The organism is Vibrio sp. nBUS_14 (assembly GCF_051201655.1).
GTDB lineage: Bacteria > Pseudomonadota > Gammaproteobacteria > Enterobacterales > Vibrionaceae > Vibrio.
Window position 1 is genome coordinate 256,614 of the sequence record NZ_CP179207.1, and the last position, 21,775, is coordinate 278,388.

The 21,775-nt window shown below is 44.3% G+C and carries 14 protein-coding genes and 6 pseudogenes; 15 read left to right on the forward strand and 5 right to left on the reverse strand.

The window, feature by feature from the left end:
- The first annotated feature begins 405 nt into the window (after positions 1-405).
- From ACMAZD_RS18715 to ACMAZD_RS18730, 4 genes are all read left to right on the forward strand, one after another.
- The gene (locus tag ACMAZD_RS18715) at positions 406-2,298 is read left to right on the forward strand and encodes a methyl-accepting chemotaxis protein (RefSeq protein WP_435250149.1); all 1,893 of its coding nucleotides are present in this window, start codon (positions 406-408) and stop codon (positions 2,296-2,298) included.
- Between the two features lie 216 nt (positions 2,299-2,514).
- Positions 2,515-5,112 (forward strand): hypothetical protein, encoded by a 2,598-nt coding sequence (locus ACMAZD_RS18720; RefSeq protein WP_435250150.1) that lies wholly within the window; start codon positions 2,515-2,517, stop codon positions 5,110-5,112.
- A gap of 12 nt (positions 5,113-5,124) precedes the next feature.
- Positions 5,125-5,874, forward strand: coding sequence for an ADP-ribosyltransferase (locus tag ACMAZD_RS18725; protein WP_435250151.1), 750 nt, complete (start codon positions 5,125-5,127; stop codon positions 5,872-5,874).
- 15 nt (positions 5,875-5,889) lie between these two features.
- Positions 5,890-6,663, forward strand: coding sequence for an ADP-ribosyltransferase (locus ACMAZD_RS18730; protein WP_435250152.1), 774 nt, complete (start codon positions 5,890-5,892; stop codon positions 6,661-6,663).
- Between the two features lie 127 nt (positions 6,664-6,790).
- Here ACMAZD_RS18730 and ACMAZD_RS18735 read toward each other — a convergent pair.
- From ACMAZD_RS18735 to tnpA (ACMAZD_RS18750), 4 genes and pseudogenes are all read right to left on the reverse strand, one after another.
- Positions 6,791-6,922, reverse strand: a pseudogene (locus ACMAZD_RS18735) (L-2-hydroxyglutarate oxidase); the annotation flags it as partial.
- Between the two features lie 16 nt (positions 6,923-6,938).
- Positions 6,939-8,465: an IS66 family transposase gene (gene tnpC / locus ACMAZD_RS18740; RefSeq protein WP_435247105.1), complete on the reverse strand. Its 1,527-nt coding sequence runs from the start codon at positions 8,463-8,465 to the stop codon at positions 6,939-6,941.
- 59 nt (positions 8,466-8,524) lie between these two features.
- The gene (tnpB, locus tag ACMAZD_RS18745) at positions 8,525-8,878 is read right to left on the reverse strand and encodes an IS66 family insertion sequence element accessory protein TnpB (protein WP_435247104.1); all 354 of its coding nucleotides are present in this window, start codon (positions 8,876-8,878) and stop codon (positions 8,525-8,527) included.
- Positions 8,875-9,186, reverse strand: coding sequence for an IS66 family insertion sequence element accessory protein TnpA (tnpA, locus tag ACMAZD_RS18750; RefSeq protein WP_016767112.1), 312 nt, complete (start codon positions 9,184-9,186; stop codon positions 8,875-8,877). Before tnpA (ACMAZD_RS18750) ends, tnpB (ACMAZD_RS18745) begins: the two co-directional genes overlap by 4 nt.
- 187 nt (positions 9,187-9,373) lie before the next feature.
- On the opposite strand from tnpA (ACMAZD_RS18750), the gene ACMAZD_RS18755 reads away from it, so the two are divergent.
- The 7 genes and pseudogenes from ACMAZD_RS18755 to ACMAZD_RS18785 all read left to right on the forward strand — a co-directional run bounded on the left by ACMAZD_RS18755 (position 9,374) and on the right by ACMAZD_RS18785 (position 15,572).
- Positions 9,374-10,993, forward strand: coding sequence for an IS1634 family transposase (locus ACMAZD_RS18755; RefSeq protein WP_435247103.1), 1,620 nt, complete (start codon positions 9,374-9,376; stop codon positions 10,991-10,993).
- Positions 10,994-11,141: 148 nt separating this feature from the next.
- Positions 11,142-11,711, forward strand: a pseudogene (locus ACMAZD_RS18760) (porin family protein).
- A 126-nt stretch (positions 11,712-11,837) separates the two neighbouring features.
- Positions 11,838-11,951: pseudogene (locus ACMAZD_RS18765) on the forward strand (IS5/IS1182 family transposase); the annotation flags it as partial.
- Between the two features lie 105 nt (positions 11,952-12,056).
- Entirely contained in the window at positions 12,057-13,250 is a 1,194-nt protein-coding gene (locus ACMAZD_RS18770) for an IS91 family transposase (RefSeq protein WP_435250153.1), read from the forward strand.
- A 174-nt stretch (positions 13,251-13,424) separates the two neighbouring features.
- A pseudogene (locus tag ACMAZD_RS18775) lies at positions 13,425-13,874 on the forward strand (IS5 family transposase); the annotation flags it as partial.
- A 123-nt stretch (positions 13,875-13,997) separates the two neighbouring features.
- Positions 13,998-14,836 (forward strand): annotated as a pseudogene (locus ACMAZD_RS18780) (helix-turn-helix domain-containing protein).
- A gap of 97 nt (positions 14,837-14,933) precedes the next feature.
- Positions 14,934-15,572, forward strand: a complete 639-nt coding sequence (locus tag ACMAZD_RS18785) for an esterase/lipase family protein (protein WP_435250154.1) — start codon at positions 14,934-14,936, stop codon at positions 15,570-15,572.
- 159 nt (positions 15,573-15,731) lie between these two features.
- On the opposite strand, the gene ACMAZD_RS18790 is transcribed toward ACMAZD_RS18785, so the two are convergent.
- Entirely contained in the window at positions 15,732-16,706 is a 975-nt protein-coding gene (locus ACMAZD_RS18790; RefSeq protein ID WP_435250155.1) for an arginine deiminase-related protein, read from the reverse strand.
- Between the two features lie 625 nt (positions 16,707-17,331).
- On the opposite strand from ACMAZD_RS18790, the gene ACMAZD_RS18795 reads away from it, so the two are divergent.
- The 4 genes and pseudogenes from ACMAZD_RS18795 (at position 17,332) to tnpC (ACMAZD_RS18810) (ending at position 21,681) form a co-directional block, all read left to right on the forward strand.
- Positions 17,332-19,164: an ABC transporter ATP-binding protein gene (locus ACMAZD_RS18795; protein WP_435250156.1), complete on the forward strand. Its 1,833-nt coding sequence runs from the start codon at positions 17,332-17,334 to the stop codon at positions 19,162-19,164.
- Between the two features lie 270 nt (positions 19,165-19,434).
- Positions 19,435-19,745 (forward strand): annotated as a pseudogene (gene tnpA / locus ACMAZD_RS18800) (IS66 family insertion sequence element accessory protein TnpA).
- Complete coding sequence (tnpB, locus tag ACMAZD_RS18805; RefSeq protein ID WP_435250157.1) at positions 19,742-20,095, forward strand: IS66 family insertion sequence element accessory protein TnpB; 354 nt, start codon at positions 19,742-19,744, stop codon at positions 20,093-20,095. The pseudogene tnpA (ACMAZD_RS18800) and the gene tnpB (ACMAZD_RS18805) overlap by 4 nt, the downstream one beginning before the upstream one ends.
- Before the next feature lie 59 nt (positions 20,096-20,154).
- Complete coding sequence (gene tnpC, locus ACMAZD_RS18810; protein WP_435247148.1) at positions 20,155-21,681, forward strand: IS66 family transposase; 1,527 nt, start codon at positions 20,155-20,157, stop codon at positions 21,679-21,681.
- Positions 21,682-21,775: the final 94 nt, after the last annotated feature.

A 21,775-nucleotide genomic window follows, 5' to 3' on the forward strand; every position in this document is an offset into this window, starting at 1 on the left:
ATCATGAGGAATATAATACCCACCACCTAAGTCGATAAATAATTTAAATATAATTACACAAACTTTCATTTAATTATTTATTTAAAGTAAGTCAACGCTATATACCTATTAAAAATAAGGATAAAAATAAGAGTTGAACTCAAGAAAACAAAGAAATAACCAATACACACAACAAGTAAGACCAGCTCAATTACGAGACACCGGTTCAATTAATACAAGCACTCCATACACCAAAAAAATAAGACCTCAATGAGTTTAATAAATATTGCATATATTAACTAGATGTATATTATCTATAAATAATTCCAGAGTTATATGTACATTTTATAAGTGTTATATTATTTACATTCAGGAATAACCCTGAATTATAAAAATAATCAAACACTGCTTATATTGGAACTAGTTATGAGTGCTAAACTAAAAATCATTCTTTCTATTATGGGGCTGACTGTCATTTTGATCATGACGACAAGTTTCTTAAGCTGGAAGAACTTCGAAACATCATCGACCATAAGTTACAAAAAACAGTTAGGGTACAAGTCTCAACTTATCGCAGACACTATTGGACAGAAGATCAATCGTTACTTTGATGTTCTAACTTTGGTAAGCAATGAACTTTCGTTCACTGAGGATGGTCAAGTCGATACTTCGCGTGCAGTCAAAACACTCCAAAGCGCAATGCACTCAATAAATGTCACCAACGTCTACTTTTCATTAGCAGACGGAACCTCTTACTCATCAAAAACCAATGGCATCATCGAAAACTTTAATGCCAAAACCAAACAACGTGAATGGTTTTTGAAAGGTATGAGCGGCCAAGACAAGATCATTACTCGCCCTTATCTGGCGACAACAGGTGATCAGGTGATGTCCCTCGCCATGCCGATCTACAAACAAGGCAAAATTGTGGGTGTTGTCGCGCTTAACATCTTGGTTGAAGATCTCAGCAAGTTCACAGAACACCTCACCACGAACAACAAGATCTTTGTCACTCGTGAAGATGGTTTTATCTTAGCGGCACAAAGCTCATCCATGGTAGGTAAAAACATCTTCAACGAAATTCCATCTTTCAAAAATCGAGATACCTCTCGTGAAGAAAGCTTTGAATATGTTTATCAAAACACTGAGTTCTTGGCATCAGCCGCTAACATAAAAGGCCTTGGTTGGAGTGTATGGGCATGGGACAAAGGGTCTAACGTCAATCAAGACTCACAAGATAACCTTACTGAAACGCTGATCACCTCTTTGACACTGTTGCTTATTTGCGCAAGCTGCGTGTACTACGTTGTCGAAGTATTGGTTTACCGCCCAATAGGGGGAGAGCCGAGCGAGATAGAAGCAACGGTTGCCAAGGTGGCTTCAGGTGATTTTACCGCGATTAACCAGCAACAAGGGAAAGCGATTGGTATCAATGCTGCAGTTAACGATATGGTCAATGAGCTGAGCACCACGATCGACATGATTCGCAGTTCATCAAACGACTTGTTTAAGTTTGCAGAAGGTATCACGACCGCCGCAGACAGTGTAAATTCGAGTTCCGCTTCCCAAATGGAGCAATTAGAACAAACCTCAACGGCAATGAATGAAATGTCGGTCGCCGTCGATGAAGTTGCACAGAACGCTCACCGAGCTTCAGAAGCTGCGATGCAAGCTGCTCAAGAGGCACAATCGGGCAACCAAACCTTTGATACTGTGAATATCAGTATTGTGAACCTTTCACGCGGTATTGAGGAAGTCTCAGATGTCATTAATACCGTTGGCGAAAAAACCTCGAGTATCGGCACCGTACTGGATGTCATCAAGGATATTGCAGACCAAACCAACCTACTCGCGCTTAATGCTGCTATTGAAGCTGCACGTGCAGGTGAACAAGGGCGAGGCTTTGCCGTTGTCGCTGATGAGGTTCGTAATCTCGCAAACCGCACTCAACAAAGTACCAACGAAATCCAAGAAGTTATCGTCTCACTTCAGCACGAAGCTAATAACTCAATGGAAATGATGCTGACTAACCGAGAAGCTTCAGATCTCACAATGCAGAATGCGAAAAAAGCCCAGACATCACTCCACGAAATATCGAATTCAATCACCGTTATTGAAGATATGAATACTCAGATAGCCACTGCGACAGAAGAACAAACACTTGTCGCGGGGGAAATCAATCAGAGTATTGTGGACGTCAATGACAAAGCTCGCGAAACCCATAGCTTGTCAGCGTCTAATCAAGAGAAAGCCTCTGAACTTATTGCTCTGTCAGAGAAACTCACGCAAGCGGTGAGCACGTTCAAACTAAACAGTTAAACCCTGTATTCACTTAACACTAAATAGGGGAAATCGCTCCCCCAACTCACAACATCTGAGTTAAATAATCAAGTCACCTTACAAAGTGGCTTGATTAACGATTTACCGTGTCCACCCAACAACATAAACCCCTCGTTTTCTCTTTGCCATATTGGCAAGGAGAGGCTTTTTGCTTTCTAAAATAAGCAAACAACTTCTCAAAAAAAGGATAACTCTATGAAGTTAAATAGATTAGCGCTCATTACGGCCATGATTTCATCTAGCGCCGGCGCTTTTGAAATCTGTAAGATTGGGGACGAATATAACGTCTTAGATAGCGAGAGCTTCCACCAAATCCGCCAAAAAAATTACGATGCATTTAGTGATGGCATTACCCCTGAAAACCTTTTTCCGTCGGCGCCGGAACACATTATCGACTTAAAACCATCGCTATCCGAAGCCAGTGATATTTTTCCAGAAACCGCCACATTACTGGAGACAGGGCCAGCCTCGGCGATTGCGATAGAACAGGCAGAAGCGACACGACTAATGGAAACCTTGGGGCGTTCAACCAGTAGACTAGCACAAGGCGCGTTAGAAGCCTTGGGGCCAATTGGTGATGCGGTTGCGGTCGGCCTTTGGGCAAAAAGCGTTGCCAATAGCTTTCAGGACGAATCGCGCACCTCTTATGACAGGTTCTCCACCGTTATGGAATTGGTCGATTGGTTTGGCGTATTAAAGCTTCCAGCCAGAGAAATAGATCGTCAAATATTAAGTAGCCGTTGGGATAGGATTGCGGCGGGGGACCATTATAGTTATCGCGTTCATGATGACCTGATTACTCAGCAAGATCTAAGAGACAAAAAACATTGGGCTGAACTCGCATCCAAACAGCAGGCCATGTTAAACGCAGTAGCACAAGGCTTCGCGACCGATCTTGCACTCAAATACCAACAGCACTATCAAGAAGTCGTTCAAGCTCAAACCATCATGGCAGAAGAGCTGATTACCGGTGTCGAGCATGAACTGCGCAAAACCCTCTTTAGCCAGCTTGCAATCGACCATCAAGGCTCTCGCCTTTTCGCATCAGACATTGCCTTGAGCTGTAATGAAGAAACCCAATCATTGGCAGAGCTTTACCCTCAACAAGGTGTTGAAGAAAACAATAACCGCCCACCAGCGGTGCCGTCAAAGCGCCAAGCCAACCGAGCTCTTGCCAAACTCCAACACTGCCAGCAGCAACTATTGGATGAAGCGATTACCAAACTTGATGCCTTACGAGCGGGACAAATTCCGGGCCTTGACCAAGCCGCTGTGGAACAACTTTATACCCGAACATTAGCAGCAAAGACGCAGATCATTGAAACCGCGGACAACCATGTCAATTTGCTCAAGAGTAAGCTGCAAAAAGAAATGTTTACACAAGGTGAAATCGCCGTTGAACAACTATTCAGTTCAGGCTCTGTAGACACCATGCATAACTTCTTTAAGGCACAAGCGGAACGAAACGCTATCGACGAAATGACACGCAGCATTCTTGGCCGACCTGCGACCACACAAGAAATACGCAACAAAGAGATTATTCTCCAAAGCGGTTACAGAAAGTGCGTCCGTATTGGTATTCTCGGGGGAGACCCTAATTTTCGTGGCTGTGTCGAATATGCTTGGATACCAGCGGAAACTCGCCCGTTTAATCCATCTGAAGATACGGTTATTGCGCAAATCTACCCGCCTAATCAAGAAGCGGTGAAGCGAGTTCTTTTCGATACGCTAAGCACCTTGATTGACCATGGCTGGAACTCAGAAGACGAGGAGCATTGGTTAGAGCAACAGATCTTGAATTTTTCTGCACAGCAGCGCCTAAAACAACAAGCCGAATTCGATAAACAGCAGGTTTATCATTGGCTGTTAGATTCAACCGCGCAACTAGGAGGTAAATGTACAGGTGGCAGTTCATGCGCAGGCTGGAGCCCTTCTTACCTACAAACAGTGAACCTATCACGTCAATCGTCGCTGCATTACATCAACAATTGGCATACTAACTATTCGGGCAAATACGCAAATGTACACTCAAAGCGTTATCAAAAGCTCGAAAGCCTCATCGCAGTGGCGCTGGCAAGTGAATGGCAGGCCAAGCAAGCAGTAGAATTTTTTAGTTTTACTTATCCAGGTAGTGCCGATCTCGAAACTAACGCGCCATTAATTTACTCAGCACTCAAGTCTTCATCACTAGACATTACGGACCTGCAAGGTAATACGCTACAACTGGCTAAAGGAATAGTGAAAACTCGACTTGCCGAGGCGATAAGCGTGTCAGACAGCAACGGTATTGAGTGGCTACATTCGCAAGTGGGTCAATTCCAACGCTACACGTCTATCATCCACTCTCAACATATCTCTACGGGACATTACGCCTCTGGGGAAGAAGGGGTTACCGCTCTATTTTCAGAGATGCTACCCGCGCACCTAATGCGTTACCTGATTTCAGACATAATCCCTGATAGTTATGATGCCCGTTTGGAGCGCTCAATTGAGGCACTGTTTAATCCAGCCTCAGAACTCAACCAAAAACTAGACAGCTTAAGCCTTACAAATGAAAGCTTTACCAACAAACCGGGTCGCAGCTGCTTGATCTACTATCCGTACCTTAAGAGCGCTCTTCTCAGTGTGGCTGAAGAAGAAAATCTGTACTGGCTTTCACCTATCTCAGAATGGTACGACGCCGTCACTCGACAACAACTTAATACTTTTCGCGCACTTCAGTCTGCCGTAATCAACCAGAATACTTTTGGCATTCCTTGCGACCTAAGCCCAAACAGCTACCAATACCAATAAAGGACGACCACTATGAATATTCGTTTTTTATTACTTCTCTGTTGTTTGAGTTTTGCTAGCTTCTCTCAGCCGTTTGATACGCTCAAACAGCCAAACCGTTCTGAGGAAGAAATCACCCAACTAGCAGAAGACTTCAAAGACTGGTCAAAGGCTTCCAATGGTTGGCGCTACTCATTCATAACTGCCAATGAAAAGGAAGCTGTGGAAGACTTTTCAATTTCCGGCTATCAGACCGCTAACGACTACCTAAGAGCAACTGACACTTCAACATGGGGTGTCGCCGGGGCGGATGCGAGGCAGTACATTCGCATGGTTAAATCGGCCCTCAACAAGCTGCCAAAATACAAAGGGACCACCTATCGAGGGACTTGGGTAAAACAATCTCTGCTAAATAAGATCGAAGAAGGGGACGTGTTAGTCGAGCCAGCATTTACCTCAATGTCTACTCTGCCAGAAGTCGCTAAGCGCTTTTCGGTAGTGCATCCCAACTCACCGCAAAGACTCAAGCGAGTGCTCTTTGAGGTAAAGGTCAATCAAGGGGGTCACACCATTGCAGGGCTTTCGGAGTACAGCAAAGAAGCAGAGGTTCTATTTGCGCCAAATGCACACTTTCGAATCACCCAGATAGAGCGAGCTTCTAACCATACCTACATCGGCGTTGAGACAGTGAAGGCGTCTGCCGTCAAAAATACTCAGAAATATAATCTCTATTCAGGCAAAGAAGTAGAAGCGTCATTTTGGCACTCTCTCGTTTGTACATAAGCTAAGGATCAAGCAATGAAAAAATTCATTTGGGTGCTTTGTCTCTCTTTACTGACAAGTTTTTCGGTACAAAGTGAGGAATTTGCGGAATTTAAAGGACGTCCACTCTCCCATGAAACCCAGCAACAAATTGCTGATAACTTAATGGATTGGGCTACTACTCATCATGTGAACGCAGAAAAAAAGATGGTGCCTGAAGAGTATTCCGCAATCAAAAACTATGGCCGAGTGGATCACGACGTGGTCAATGAATACATGCGGGCTGGAGAGCCTGAAGGGTATCTGTCGGAAATGTTTGGTCGTACATTAAAGTCGCGAGTCTTTCATATGCGAAATGTCATGAATAAACTCCCTAACTACAAGGGCACAGTCTACCGTGGCTCATCGATAAAAAATACGCTACTGGATAAGCTAAATGTTGGTGATATTCTGCACGAGAAAGCCTTTTTATCGACATCGACACTGCCTAGTGTTGCCAAGAACTTTTCGTCGGCTGGCGTTTACGAAGGCGCCTCTGCCGCTCAATTCAAAATTGAGTTAAAGTCAGCAGGCCGGGCGATCAACGCTTACACATTCAAACCAGATGAAGCTGAAATACTCGCTAAACCCAACACTTACTATCGAGTAGAAGCAATTGAAAAAATATCGCCACACAAAAACTACATCAAGATGAGAGAGGTAAAAAACCCTAGTCGTTATCTTAAGGCTGAACCCGATATCCATATATACGACAGCTTTAATGGTGAAGAAGTCTCTCTCAGAAATCGCAGTTCCCTCTACTGCCTGTAGCTTGATGCACCTGTCTATAGCGTAATGCACCGTCTTCTCAGGTTATGTTCTTAACGAACGATTAAATACAAAAAGACCATCGAAATGATGGTCTTTTTTATTACTAATATCCGCTAATTTAGCGCTATTAACTGGCGGTTTTACGCATCACCTTGCCACAAATGTACTCACCAATAGGCATTGCCGAAGTCGCTGCAGGCGATGGCGCATTACAAACGTGCAAGCTTCTTGGGCTTTCGGCAAACAGAAAATCATGAACCCACGAGGCGATGTTGTTAATGTTTGAAGTTCCAAGGTAGGAGCGCATCGATATCAGGCTCAGCTTTCGCTAGCTCTTTCATGCACTTGACCATGTAGTCGTAGAGGATAAGGCCGTTGGCTTTCGCCGTCTCGACGATGCTGTAAAGCATCGCGCTCGCATCAGCACCATTTGGTGTGTTCGAGAAGAGCCAATTTTTTCTGCCAATGACCAGCGGTTTAATGGCGCGTTCAGCACGATTATTATCGATAGATAAATGACCGTCATCGATATAGCGGATAAGTTTCGGCCATTGGCCGAGCGTGTATTTTATCGCCTTGCCCAGCGAGCTAGACGCTAGCACTTGTTGAGTCGTCATCCACTCGTACAGCTCATCCAGTATCGGCTTGGCATGCAGTTGACGTTCTGCTTTTCGTGTTTCGACAGTCGCACCTCTTAAGCGCGATTCTATCCCATAGAGCTTCTGGATTTTGGCTAGCGCTTTATCTGCTTTGCCTGACTTACCTTTACCTTGAAGCTTCTTAGCATCCATGAACTTACGCCGTGCATGTGCCAAGCAACCAACATTGGTTACGTGATGAAGACCATCATAGGCACCATAGCCATCGGTTTGCAGATAACCACTGTAATCCCCCAAGAAGGCAACAGGGCATGCCCTCGCGCGACTGTTTTGATAGTCGTACAAGGCGATATTCTTTACATTCGGCAGTGCAGCGTCGGGCGAGTCTGCGCCCGAGCAGTAGAGCCACATATAACACTGTTTATCTTCTTTGAGGACATTGAGCGGCGTTTCATCTGCCTGAACCACCACTTGTTGGAGTAGATGCTCTTTCAAGGCCGCATACAGCGGTGTGAACTTCTCACTGACTTGGATAACCCACCTTGCCATCGTGGTTCGTGATAGCTCGATACCCGACTGGGTAAACAGCGACTCTTGGCGGTACAGTGGCATTGCGTATTGATATTTGCCAAGGATGATGTTGGCTAGCAAGCTTTCTGTCGCGAAGCTTTTAGGGATGATGCTCTGGGGCGCTGGCTTTTGAACGATGTGGCTTTTGTCTTCAGTTTGCTCGCACTGACGACAAGCATACTTAGGACGAACATATTCCAGCACTTTGAGCACGGCTGGTGAGAACTCAAGTTTCTCACTGCGGTCTTCACCGATTTTATGCAGACTATGTTGGCAGCATGCACACTGTTTTTCATGGTCGTCTAAATCGAGTTCGATAACCTCACGAGGCAAAGTCTTTGGAAGTGGCTTGCGTTTACCACGCTTCTTCGTTGTGGTCGTTGTTACCTCAACCACCTCTCCCTTAGCGGCTTCACATTCCACTTCGTTGAAGAGGTCACCTTGAGATTCATCGTAAGGCTTTAACGCCTCCGAGCGTTTTGCGAACTGGCGGTCGAAAGCAAGTTTGAGTTGCTCAAGCAGAGATTGACGCTCTTGTTTCCATTGGTTTTCTGACGCCATCAGCGCTTTCACCATCGCTTGTAGCTTGGCAATATCTTGGCTTTCTGGGTTGATATCTGGCGTCTTTTTCATGGCATTTATTATACTAAAATCATGCTGTTAACGCTTGGCAGATAAGGCTTTATTATCGATTAAGTCATTGTAACATCGTTTATTTGAACGGGTTTATGGCCGATAATCGTGAAGCCAGAAAGCAGTCTATCAAGCTCGAATTGAGTCAGGGTAAACACTTCATTTTTCTCTTTTGTAGGCCATTTATACTTGGCTTTTTCAAGGCGTTTATACCAAAGCGCAAAGCCAGTTTTATCCCAGTACAGCACTTTGATTTTGTCGCGCTGTTTATTGGTGAACAGGAACAGTGCGCCGCTTCCCAAGGGTAAATCGGTGTCACTTTCGATAATCGCCGCGAGGCCATTAATGGACTTTCTAAAATCGACACTCTCACGATACAGATAAATCTCTGGTGCGCTGAGCATATGTTTCATGACAAGGCTCCAATGAGTTCTGCCAGGTAGGTAGCGGGCGTGCCTTGAGGAATGCTCAACTCCACATCATTGATGAGAAGTGTCATGTTAGCGGTGGCTATTTGAGCTTGATATTTCGTTGTCTTTTCGACGATCTCTGCCCGTACAAAGCCTTGAGAGACATCTGCTTTTTTGAGTTGCTGGCGCTTAGCGTAAAACGTCGAGGGGTTGAGTTCATTTAGCTTACAAAATGCAAGCGTTGACAATGAACTCGATTCAGATTGCTCGATGAGCGTTTGCCATTCTTGATTAGTGTGTCGTTTTCCCATTTCAAATCTCCTTATGGTTGGAGACTTGATCTTATTCTTCGCGCTAGGCGATTAGAATGCGGGGTTTATGACGCGCTTACATTTTAATTAGTGTGATCCCACGATCATTTATCAATAATGATTGCAGTTGAGACTTGACGCAGATCCCCCGTTTTGATCTATTACTTTTATTTGCCGGTAACTTGCGATGTCTGCTCCTCAACCTGTCATAAAACGCTTAGATCATCTTGGATTAATCGCTGCATTCTGTCATGAGATTGATTTACCCGGGCTTATCGACCGCATAATTCCTAAGTATTCAGAGCATAATGTCTCACACGGTGATGCCGTTCTAGCCATGATTTTGAACGGTTTGGGCTTCCATAGTCGAACATTGCATATGTTTTCTGACTTTTTCGAGACAAAGCCAATATCAAAGCTGCTTGCTAAAAACATAGAAGCGCACCACTTAACTGATGATGTTCTTGGGCGCACATTAGATGCTTTATTTGAAGCTGATGTATCTATTTTATATCAAGTTATTGCAGAGCATACCGTTGAAAAATTGGGCCTCAAGACAGAGTCTGTCCACCTTGATATAACGAGTTTCCATGTTGATGGTGAATATGCTCAATCAGCAGAGGATGACATTAATTCTATTCAACTCGTCAAAGGTTATAGTCGAGATCACCGACCTGAATTGAATCAGGTTGTCCTTGAATTAATTTGTGAAAATCAAGCAGGGCTCCCTGTTTATATGCAGGCTCTCAGTGGAAACACGAACGATGCAAAAGCATTTGCAGAGGTCACTAAGCGCCATATTCACTGTCTTAAAGCCGCGCAAAATAGTCGTTACTTTATTGCTGATGCAGCTTTATACACGTCAGACAGTATTTGCTCACTTGATGAACAAAAGCAGAAGTTCATTACACGCGTCCCAATGACCATTAAAATGGCCAAACAAGCTCTACTGGCATTATCGCCAGCGCAATTAGAGCCTATCGGTAATGGTTATTCGGGGCACTGGATTGAATCTGATTATGGCAACGTGAAGCAGCGATGGTTGTTAGTGAACAGCGAGCAAGCGACAAAGCGAGAAGAAGCCACTTTTTATAAAAATTTGGATAAAAATCTGACCAAAGAGCTTAAATCTCTAGCTCAATTAGCTAAGAAACAATTTGCCTGTGCGACTGATGCACAAAAGGCTATGAGTGAATTTCAGAGTCAATGCCAACTGTTGAGTTTCGAGCAAAGTGAGATACGGCAAGTGCCCGAGTTTGCTGGCCGAGGGCGCCCTAAAAAAGATGAGGTTCCAACTGGATACCACTACAAAATTGAAGCAAATCCGTTCACTGATTTAGAAAAAGTAAAACTCGCGAAGCTTAAAGTTGGTATGTTCATTCTTGCGACCAATGATACTGAAAGTACCGATCTCGATATGGCTGCGTTACTGGAACACTACAAGTCACAACAGAAAGTCGAGCGAGGTTTTCGCTTCCTTAAAAGCCCTGAGTTTTTAACATCATCTATCTTCTTAAAAAAACCACAACGCATCGAAGCTTTACTCATGATAATGACCTTAAGCCTAATGGTTTATGCTGGACTCGAGCATAAGATACGTGAAGAGTTGGCTGTTACTGAAGAATTTTTTCCAAGCATGGTTAAGAACAAAACCACATCTAAGCCAACTGCTCGCTGGGTGTTTTTAAAATTTGAAGGGGTCGATACACTTGAGTTCGGCGAACAATGGTTTATCACCGGCATTCAAGACCATCAGAGGAGATTGCTTCAATTGCTAGGTAAGCTATATGAAGCAATTTATTCCTAAATGAGGTGCGGAATGTCGGATGTAACGATTCAAATTACAAAGTCATACAGTAAAATCGATAAAATTATGGAATAGTGCTCACCAACGGTCAAAAGGCCTAAAAGATAAATGATTAATACTGCACAATATTAAAGAGTGAGTAAGAACAATGAACAAATTCGCGAAATCAGCATTAGCACTGGGCTTAATCGGCACGGTTTCTCTTCCCGCTTTAGCAGCAGGAACTGACGGCGGTGCGTACATCGGTGGTGGCCTTGGTGTGTACCAAGATTCTGATACAGACGGTCAAGGCAACCTAGACTCGGACGGCATGGGTTACAACCTGTATGGTGGCTACTAGTTCAACCGTATCGTTGGTGTTGAACTTGGCTACAATGATTACGCAGACTACAAACAAGGCACTGCAAAAGTCTCTCCGACGTCTGTTTCTTTGTCAGCAAATCTTGGTTACACATTCGACAACACAATCCGTCCATTCGTTTTGGCAGGTTTAAGCTCTGTTGATCTGAACGCAAATAAGAGTACTGGTTACGCTGATGATAACGGTACGGGTTTCCACTTTGGTGTAGGTGTTGAATACACGCCGGTTGAACACCTAACACTTCGTCTAATTTCGCAAGCAGACGCAGTAAGCGTAGAGAACGACTACGGTTTGTATAAAGAAGACAAAACACTTGCCTTCAACAGCATTAGCTTCGGTGGTTCATACAACTTCTAATGTGATTGAACCACATAGAATAAGCTGAACATACTAGGGCGTATTAATCTTTCGAGAGTGTTTTTTTGAACAGCATGGTAAAGAGTTATAATTTGCTTCGCCAAAAATAAAACTATAACCAATACCATGCCAAAAACAATGCTAACTGATATTCGCTGGGAACTGCTACTCCAAGTTATGAAAAGTACAGGTCGTATTTACGATAAAATTGAACATCGAATGACATTTGAAGGAATACTTTAACGAATGAGAACCGACGACGGTGTCGCCTGAGCGGCCTACGGCCGAAAACAAAGAGACTCAACCTACTAGGGCGCTTTGGATGAATCGTTTATCCTATAGGTCATGCATCCGAATAAGCCCATCAAACAACTCTTCAATGCCAACGATACTTGGCTGAACTACCTCAATAAGTACCGAGAAACCCTCCGAACCGTCGTCATTGAAAACGTCACCAAGATGCTCGCTTGCAGTACCGCTGCTTTTGGCTCTAAAGAGTATCGATGCACTCATGCTGACTGCACCCATCACAAATACATTCACCAGACGTGTAAATCTCGCTTTTGCAGCAGTTGTGGCATAAAAGCCACAGAGCGGTGGATACGAAAGCAACAACATGTCTTTCCTGAGTGTGAGTATCAACACGTTACGTTGACGCTACCACACACGTTGTGGCCCATCTTTCGGGATAATCGTTTTCTTCTCAATCATCTCTTTAGCTGCGCAGCCAAAATCTTCTTAGGATGGGCAAAGCAACTCGATATCGATATTGGCGTGTTCTGTGCACTTCATACCTACGGCAGAAAGCTGAATTGGAATGTGCACATCCATTTGTCTGTCACCCGTGGGGGTTTATGTAAGAATACTGGTCTATGGAAGCCGATTTTCTTTAAAGCTAAGACCACTGAGAAGTGTTGGCGCGGTGCCATCACTCAACTTCTCAGCTCCAATTACTCAGAGTTAGACTTGAGTGGAGAGGACTGCCCTTTCATTCGTAATGAGCAAGATTGGTCCCGATTTTTAACCAGCCAATATTGCCGTCGATGGAAACTGCACTTTGCAAAGAAAACAGCCAACGTGACGCCAACCATGACTTACCTGGGTCGATACCTAAAACGGCCACCGATATCGGCGTCGCGTTTACGACATAACTTCCAGGGAGGCTTGGTGACGTTTGATTACCTCAACCATAGGAATGGTCGAACGGAATCCCTCATTTTGAGTCCAGAAGCTCTGATAGAACGCATGATTGAGCATATTCCAGATAAGCACTTCAAAATGATTCGATACTTCGGTTTTCTATCAAACCGACGTCGTGGTGAGATGCTCCCTAAGGTCTACGGTGCCTTGGGTGTCGCACCTAAAGACGCACCTGAAATGCCCGGTTACGCAGCTATGCTGAAAGGGTATGTGAAGGTTGATCCGTTTGAGTGCATTCTTTGTGGGCACCGTTTAACGTTTCTTCGCTTTAGGGCTGGGGAGCCGCTGTCAGAGCTGGTCCACCATGCTCTGGTTCAAGCCCAAATCAGGTCAATTTAGGCGTTTCACAGGATGGGTGTATCTGAAATAGCGAAAACAGCATGAAAGTGTTCAACAAACATCCGTGTTTAGATTGTAGAGCAGAAGTTAGGTCTGTCCGGGACTCATTCTGACGTGAGTTATGCCGCGATTGTTCAGGTCAGGAAACATTGAGATTCCTTACCTTTGAACAGTATTCCTTGGCGAGATCTACCACCTGAGTTCGGAGAGTGGAGTACCGTTTACAGACGATTTAATCTTTGGTCAAAGAAAGGGATTTTAGATAAACTTTTCAGAAGTTTATCTAGCATGGCTGATTTTGAATGGGTCTTTCTTGATGGCTCTATAGTTCGAGCGCATCAGCATAGTACAGGTGCAGCTACTGAAAGCTCAGAGCAAATAGGAAAAAGTCGCGGGGGCAACTCAACCACTATTCACTTAGCCGTGGATAGTGGTGGCTTGCCGATTTGCTTTGATATATCAGAAGGACAACGCCACGATATAGTGCATGCCGAAAGCTTAGTTGAGCAACTCGATGAAGTTAATACCATCATTTGTGATAAAAGATATGACAAGCTAGAAAGGAATTATGCCAGCATGTTATCGCTGGCATTCATGTTAATGTGGCTACCGACGTATTGGTGAATACGAAATGTACAGCAAAGATCAACACGCCCTAGTCATTACGTATTCAGCAAAGAGAAAACTATCTTCCTCAACGATAGACACATATAGTTATTACAACGCTAACCTCAAATAGAATGTCGAATGATCAATTGGTTACAGTCTCCAAAATCCTCTGTTGTTGCTCAATACATTGATTGTTATTGGTTGATCGAGAAAACGCCCGACGCCGAAACTCATCAATTTCCCAAGCTCAACCCAGCTCCTTCAGCACACTTGATTCTGTCCCCAAACGACCAGCCTTATCACTACACGATAGAGCAACAAGTCGATCAAGGCATTGGTCGCCATTTGCTGCTGCCACACCATAAGCGATTGAACTGGATCACTCGAAACCGTTTATTCATTTGGGTATCAAGTTCCATGTTGGCGCCTTGTACTCGTTAAATATTCCAAACTGTCCGCACCCTAACCTAGACAGTGTTAACCCTATCGATCTCGCGAATTTGTTAGGTAATCCTAATGCCGAAGCAATGTCGCTGATCAAGCTCGCTCAAACCGACTTTGAAGCTTGTTGTCAGCAGTTGGATAAACTGCTGCTGCCTTGGCTATAGACAGGTAAAACCGACAGACACTGCGAACTCACCCGCAAGGTGTTAGAAGTGCTTGGTACAACGCCGATTGCAGAGCTCGGCGACAAACTGTTTTGCTCGCAACGCACCTTAGAAAGAAGCTTTAACAAGGTGACAGGACTGACATTGAAACAATGCCAATCAATGAACAAACTCGAGGCGATGCTCGAATACTTGTACAAACGAGATTTTGATGACATTGATTGGATAGACGTCGCCTACCAGTTTGGATTTAGCGACCAGCCACACCTGATTCGCTACCTTAAGAAAACCATCGGATTAACACCGAATACCTACGCCAAAGAAGGTGGCTTAACCATTGATGTATATGGTGGAGTGCGATCGGATTAACGGACGCTCTGTCTTTTGTGTCCCATTATCTGCAAGTTTTATTGAGTTTAGATTTGCGACTAAATATACTGGAGACACCATCAGACGGAGGACAAAAATGAATAATAAAAACAAACATATAGTTTTAATTCATGGTCTATATATGCCTGCGTTGATCATGCAGTATCTGGATAGAAATTTCAAAAAACGTGGCTTTACAACGCACAAATTTGCCTACAACTCGCTACGTTTTCCTTCGGCCGCTAAACGCCTCAACCGCTTTATTAATGCGCGTTTTAATGAATACGATGAAGTCTATTTCTTTGGTCACTCACTGGGTGGCTTGCTCATTCGTCACTACTTTAAGTTTTACCAACCCGACTTTGCAGACACCTGCATCATTACCGCAGGCACACCGCACAACGGCGCGACTATCGCTAAAACACTGTCTAACCACGGTTTTAGTTTTATATTTGGTTCGAGCAAAATGATCTTAAGTGATGGCTTGGGTGACTACGACATTGATGTGCCAATTGGCGTCATTACCGGTACCTACGATGCTGGTGTTGGACGTATTGTATTAGGCCGAAACCCAGGGCCAGGGGATGGCACGGTCACACTCGAAGACGCCAACCTAAGGGGCGCGACAGATACCTGCGCCCTCAAGCTCAATCACACCGCGCTTGTTTACTCCAAAGAAGTGGTTGCGCTGTCTGCTCAGTTCATCGAACACAGAACTTTCAAGAACGCTTCATAGCTTTTGTGCGCGTTAGCTCGTATATCTAGCTCTGGTTCTCTTATTGCTGTCTTCTTACTTCTGGTAGACCGATACAAAGATAGACAAAAAAAAATACCACTCTGCGATGAGAGTGGTATCCATAAATTCATGGCTGAAGTCAGTCGCTTGCTATACTTGCTACAGGAGATCAAGTCGCGTTGGCAAGAACACCTCACCCAACATACATCGCACCGAACCACCGCCGATGTCTTCGATCGTTTTCACGTTAAATGGCAGTAGCTTTCCGTGTGTCGAAAGCTGAGCTAACTGAGTTGGAGAGAATGCATCGTATGCCGATTGAGACATCGCGATCACTTTGTCGCCATTCACTGTTTCCAATTGCAGAATGTTGCCACAGAATCGGTTCATCTGATCGATTGAGATAGAGATAACCTGCTTGTCTTTAGCCAGTGATTTCACCACAAAGCGGCGCTCAAATTCTGGAATCACTTCATCACAAATCACGCAGAAGTTATCACCAATCGCCATCATCACATTGGTGTGGTAAACCGGCTGACCAGACGGTAATGCTGTTTGGAAAGAGACCATGCGAGAATAGCCAATACGCTTCGCATAATCTTCTAACACTTCACGGTCACAACGCTGAGAAAGCGCCGCATAGATCGTCTTATTGATATGATCGATCACCATCACACCAGTACTCTCTAAATAAGAACCTTGAGCAACGTACGACTCCATAGACTCACTATGGTTAACAATACGACCAGTCGTTTCTAGCGCTTCAATAAGAGCATGTGGCTTAACTTCATGTTGACGATTTTCACAGGCCATAGGGAAAGTGAATAAGCTTCCATCACCACAAGTGCTGAACCAGTTGTTTGGGAATACAGCATCGGGTGTTTCCACGCCTAATTCAGGGTAATCAAACTCTACAACTTGCACACCTTCTTTACGCAACGAAGCGACCATAGTTTTAAACTCGGCCATCGTTTCTAACTTAACCTCAGCTTCAGTCAGATTGACTCTGTTTTGAAACTCATTATCACGTGCAGTTTCTTCGTTAAATTTAAATTCCTTTGGTGGCACCATAACAACGCAATTGGCGTTTTGAACATTAGTAATATTAAGTGATTTTTTGTGTAGGTTTAACATCTCAACCGTCCCTATCTTTTATTTACCTCAGAATTGTAAACAAGTTGTTACGACAATATTCACTGAAAACAATAATGATTTGAATATTTATCCCAAACAATTACTGCAAAACTCAGTTTATTCGGTAATTTTTACTGCAAGATAACAGCACATCAGAAATAACCAACGGTTTGTATATCCGTTTAAGAACTTGCTGAATAAATATCCGAAACTCATTCTCTAGCTTGCCACGAGTTTAGGTTACAATTTATACCATTTAACGTTAGGATTACCATCGTTGCATAACCATCAATTACGTTTGAAATAAGCTTAACTTTTCCTGTCTACTTCAATCTAAAATAAGCGTCATGAAAGACACTCTTTGGACCTTTCCTGCCTCGCTTAAACAAAGCATTTAACGTTAGAACCAAGTGATTAAAGCCAAGTAATTAAAGCTAAGTGCTTAAATCAAATACTTAGATAAGAGCTAGAAAAAATCCATCGAATGATTTAATGATTATAAGAACGCATTGGCACTTATATAATTTCAAACTAAGACTGAAAAATTCAAATCAAGACTATAAAAACAAAGCTACATATCAAGATGCTCTAACTCAAAGATGTAGTAGCTTATAAAGGGAAAACTATGTACAAGAAATTTGAAGGCTTTACTGAAGCATTTCCAAAGGGAGAGCCGATACAACCTCCTAATGGAATACTGGCATTCTGCCGCCATTACACACGAGGTTTTGAAAAGCCGTTGATCTTGCTTGGCTTTATGAGCATGACCATCGCGATCATCGAAGTCGCGCTGTTCGGTTACATGGGACAACTGGTTGATTGGCTATCAACAAGCAACCCAGACACTTTTTTGGCAGACAACCAATCCACATTGATGGGACTTGGTATCCTATTGCTGGTCGTGATGCCAATCTTGATCAGTGTTTACTCGCTATTGCTTCACCAAACTTTGCTGGGCAACTATCCAATGTCGATTCGTTGGTTAGCGCACCGCTATCTTTTGAAGCAAAGCTTGTCGTTCTATCAAGATGATTTTGCTGGGCGTGTCGCCACCAAAGTTATGCAAACGTCGCTCGCAGTGCGTGAAACCGTAACGAAAATGGTCGATGTGTTTGTTTACGTGACAGTTTACTTCACAGCGATGCTGTTCATGCTCGCTGAATCGGATTGGCGCTTAATGGCTCCAATGTTGATTTGGTTGTTCATTTACGTCTGCATTCAACTGCACTTCGTACCAAAGCTGAAAGATGTGTCTTCAGAGCAAGCGGATGCACGCTCATTGATGACAGGACGCATTGTTGATAGCTACACCAACATTGCAACGGTCAAACTGTTCTCACACAGCAAAAGAGAAACCGAGTATGCCGAAGAAGGCATGGAAGGTTTCCTAGACACTGTGCATCGCCAAATGCGCTTGGTTACTGGCTTCAACATCTGCGTTGAATTCGCGAACTACCTATTGGTATTCAGCATTGCTGGTATCTCTATCTACCTGTGGCTAGATAACGCGATCACGGTCGGTGCGATTGCCATTGCAATCAGCTTGGCTCTGCGTATTAACGGTATGTCTAAGTGGATCATGTGGGAAATCGGCGGTCTATTTGAAAACCTAGGTACTGTGATTGATGGCATTAAAACTCTGTCTAAGCCCATCTCTATCGAAGACAAGAAAGACGCTGAACCATTGAAGGTTCCACAAGGCGGCATCAACTTCGACAACGTTAGCTTCAACTACGGTGAGAACAAGGGCGTGATTAACAATCTGAATCTCAATATCAAGCCGGGCGAAAAAGTTGGCTTAGTTGGCCGTTCAGGGGCAGGTAAATCGACATTAGTTAACTTACTACTGCGCTTCCACGATGTAGAAGATGGTCGAATTTTGATTGATGGCCAAGAGATCTCATCGGTGACACAAGACTCGCTACGCAGCAATATCGGCATGGTGACTCAAGATACCTCACTGCTGCACCGTTCGATCAAAGACAACATTCTTTACGGTCGACCTGAAGCATCAGATGAAGAAGTTTACGCAGCCACTAAACAGGCGCACGCACATGAGTTTATCGAAACCCTAACCGACCCATTTGGCAACGTTGGTTACGATGCTCAGGTAGGTGAGCGTGGCGTTAAGCTTTCTGGTGGTCAGCGTCAACGTGTCGCTATCTCGCGTGTTCTTTTGAAAAATGCGCCACTACTTGTTCTGGATGAAGCGACGTCGGCACTCGATTCTGAGGTAGAAGCGGCAATCCAAGAGAGCTTAATTGAGCTAATGGAAGGCAAAACGGTTATCGCGATTGCACACCGCCTATCGACCATTGCTGCGATGGATCGCCTGATCGTGCTTGATGAAGGCAATATCGTCGAAGAAGGTACGCACCAAGAGCTGATTAACCAGAATGGTATCTACGCGCAACTGTGGAATCACCAAACTGGTGGATTTATTGGAGTGGAAGAATAACCAATTAAAAACAATTACTTAAAGTAACTTCAATCATCAAGTTGCGATAAAGTGGCGGCAAATTTTTTTATTTTTCATTTACCGTAATGGTTCCATTTTTATTGAGCATTTACACGGCTTTGATTATGCTTCCTAACTGTTCAACAAGCTCTAGTGCTTCTATTTTCCGTTGAACCTCTTTGCCATATTCGTAAGCGCTCCATAAAACCCGCATTCTAATCGCCTAGCGCGAAGAATAAGATCAAGTCTCCAACCATGAGGAGATTTGAAATGGGAAAACGACACACTAATCAAGAATGGCAAACGCTCATCGAGCAGTCTGAATCGAGTTCATTGTCAACGCTTGCATTTTGTAAGCTTAATGAACTCAACCCCTCGACGTTTACGCTAAGCGCCAGCAACTCAAAAAAGCAGATGTCTCTCAAGGCTTTGTACGGGCAGAGATCGTCGAAAAGACAACGAAATATCAAGCTCAAATAGCCACCGCTAACATGACACTTCTCATCAATGATGTGGAGTTGAGCATTCCTCAAGGCACGCCCGCTACCTACCTGGCAGAACTCATTGGAGCCTTGTCATGAAACATATGCTCAGCGCACCAGAGATTTATCTGTATCGTGAGAGTGTCGATTTTAGAAAGTCCATCAATGGCCTCGCGGCGATTATCGAAAGTGACACCGATTTACCCTTGGGAAGCGGCGCACTGTTCCTGTTCACCAATAAACACCGCGACAAAATCAAAGTGCTGTACTGGGATAAAACTGGCTTTGCGCTTTGGTATAAACGCCTTGAAAAAGCCAAGTATAAATGGCCTACAAAAGAGAAAAATGAAGTGTTTACCCTGACTCAATTCGAGCTTGATAGACTGCTTTCTGGCTTCACGATTATCGGCCATAAACCCGTTCAAATAAACGATGTTACAATGACTTAATCGATAATAAAGCCTTATCTGCCAAGCGTTAACAGCATGATTTTAGTATAATAAATGCCATGAAAAAGACGCCAGATATCAACCCAGAAAGCCAAGATGTTGCCAAGCTACAAGCGATGGTGAAAGCGCTGATGGCGTCAGAAAACCAATGGAAACAAGAGCGTCAATCTCTGCTTGAGCAACTCAAACTTGCTTTCGACCGCCAGTTCGCAAAACGCTCGGAGGCGTTAAAGCCTTACGATGAATCTCAAGGTGACCTCTTCAACGAAGTGGAATGTGAAGCCGCTAAGGGAGAGGTGGTTGAGGTAACAACGACCACAACGAAGAAGCGTGGTAAACGCAAGCCACTTCCAAAGACTTTGCCTCGTGAGGTTATCGAACTCGATTTAGACGACCATGAAAAACAGTGTGCATGCTGCCAACATAGTCTGCATAAAATCGGTGAAGACCGCAGTGAGAAACTTGAGTTCTCACCAGCCGTGCTCAAAGTGCTGGAATATGTTCGTCCTAAGTATGCTTGTCGTCAGTGCGAGCAAACTGAAGACAAAAGCCACATCGTTCAAAAGCCAGCGCCCCAGAGCATCATCCCTAAAAGCTTCGCGACAGAAAGCTTGCTAGCCAACATCATCCTTGGCAAATATCAATACGCAATGCCACTGTACCGCCAAGAGTCGCTGTTTACCCAGTCGGGTATCGAGCTATCACGAACCACGATGGCAAGGTGGGTTATCCAAGTCAGTGAGAAGTTCACACCGCTGTATGCGGCCTTGAAAGAGCATCTACTCCAACAAGTGGTGGTTCAGGCAGATGAAACGCCGCTCAATGTCCTCAAAGAAGATAAACAGTGTTATATGTGGCTCTACTGCTCGGGCGCAGACTCGCCCGACGCTGCACTGCCGAATGTAAAGAATATCGCCTTGTACGACTATCAAAACAGTCGCGCGAGGGCATGCCCTGTTGCCTTCTTGGGGGATTACAGTGGTTATCTGCAAACCGATGGCTATGGTGCCTATGATGGTCTTCATCACGTAACCAATGTTGGTTGCTTGGCACATGCACGGCGTAAGTTCATGGATGCTAAGAAGCTTCAAGGTAAAGGTAAGTCAGGCAAAGCAGATAAAGCGCTAGCCAAAATCCAGAAGCTCTATGGGATAGAATCGCGCTTAAGAGGTGCGACTGTCGAAACACGAAAAGCAGAACGTCAACTGCATGCCAAGCCGATACTGGATGAGCTGTACGAGTGGATGACGACTCAACAAGTGCTAGCGTCTAGCTCGCTGGGCAAGGCGATAAAATACACGCTCGGCCAATGGCCGAAACTTATCCGCTATATCGATGACGGTCATTTATCTATCGATAATAATCGTGCTGAACGCGCCATTAAACCGCTGGTCATTGGCAGAAAAAATTGGCTCTTCTCGAACACACCAAATGGTGCTGATGCGAGCGCGATGCTTTACAGCATCGTCGAGACGGCGAAAGCCAACGGCCTTATCCTCTACGACTACATGGTCAAGTGCATGAAAGAGCTAGCGAAAGCTGAGCCTGATATCGATGCGCTCCTACCTTGGAACTTCAAACATTAACAACATCGCCTCGTGGGTTCATGGGGCGTTTACATTCTGCGGAGCAACTCTATGCTGTGAACCAAGACTATGCAAAGTGTTTGGATGTTCTATT

Excerpts from the sequence above, each read along its gene's own strand:
- ACMAZD_RS18795 (WP_435250156.1), top strand. The coding sequence starts at position 17,332 with ATGTACAAGAAATTTGAAGGCTTTACTGAAGCATTTCCAAAGGGAGAG.
- ACMAZD_RS18785 (WP_435250154.1), top strand. The coding sequence starts at position 14,934 with ATGAATAATAAAAACAAACATATAGTTTTAATTCATGGTCTATATATG.
- ACMAZD_RS18715 (WP_435250149.1), top strand. The coding sequence starts at position 406 with ATGAGTGCTAAACTAAAAATCATTCTTTCTATTATGGGGCTGACTGTC.
- ACMAZD_RS18755 (WP_435247103.1), top strand. The coding sequence starts at position 9,374 with ATGTCTGCTCCTCAACCTGTCATAAAACGCTTAGATCATCTTGGATTA.
- ACMAZD_RS18720 (WP_435250150.1), top strand. The coding sequence starts at position 2,515 with ATGAAGTTAAATAGATTAGCGCTCATTACGGCCATGATTTCATCTAGC.
- tnpB (WP_435247104.1), bottom strand. The coding sequence starts at position 8,878 with ATGAAACATATGCTCAGCGCACCAGAGATTTATCTGTATCGTGAGAGT.
- tnpC (WP_435247148.1), top strand. The coding sequence starts at position 20,155 with ATGAAAAAGACGCCAGATATCAACCCAGAAAGCCAAGATGTTGCCAAG.
- tnpA (WP_016767112.1), bottom strand. The coding sequence starts at position 9,186 with ATGGGAAAACGACACACTAATCAAGAATGGCAAACGCTCATCGAGCAA.
- tnpC (WP_435247105.1), bottom strand. The coding sequence starts at position 8,465 with ATGAAAAAGACGCCAGATATCAACCCAGAAAGCCAAGATATTGCCAAG.
- ACMAZD_RS18770 (WP_435250153.1), top strand. The coding sequence starts at position 12,057 with ATGCATCCGAATAAGCCCATCAAACAACTCTTCAATGCCAACGATACT.
- ACMAZD_RS18730 (WP_435250152.1), top strand. The coding sequence starts at position 5,890 with ATGAAAAAATTCATTTGGGTGCTTTGTCTCTCTTTACTGACAAGTTTT.
- ACMAZD_RS18725 (WP_435250151.1), top strand. The coding sequence starts at position 5,125 with ATGAATATTCGTTTTTTATTACTTCTCTGTTGTTTGAGTTTTGCTAGC.
- tnpB (WP_435250157.1), top strand. The coding sequence starts at position 19,742 with ATGAAACATATGCTCAGCGCACCAGAGATTTATCTGTATCGTGAGAGT.
- ACMAZD_RS18790 (WP_435250155.1), bottom strand. The coding sequence starts at position 16,706 with ATGTTAAACCTACACAAAAAATCACTTAATATTACTAATGTTCAAAAC.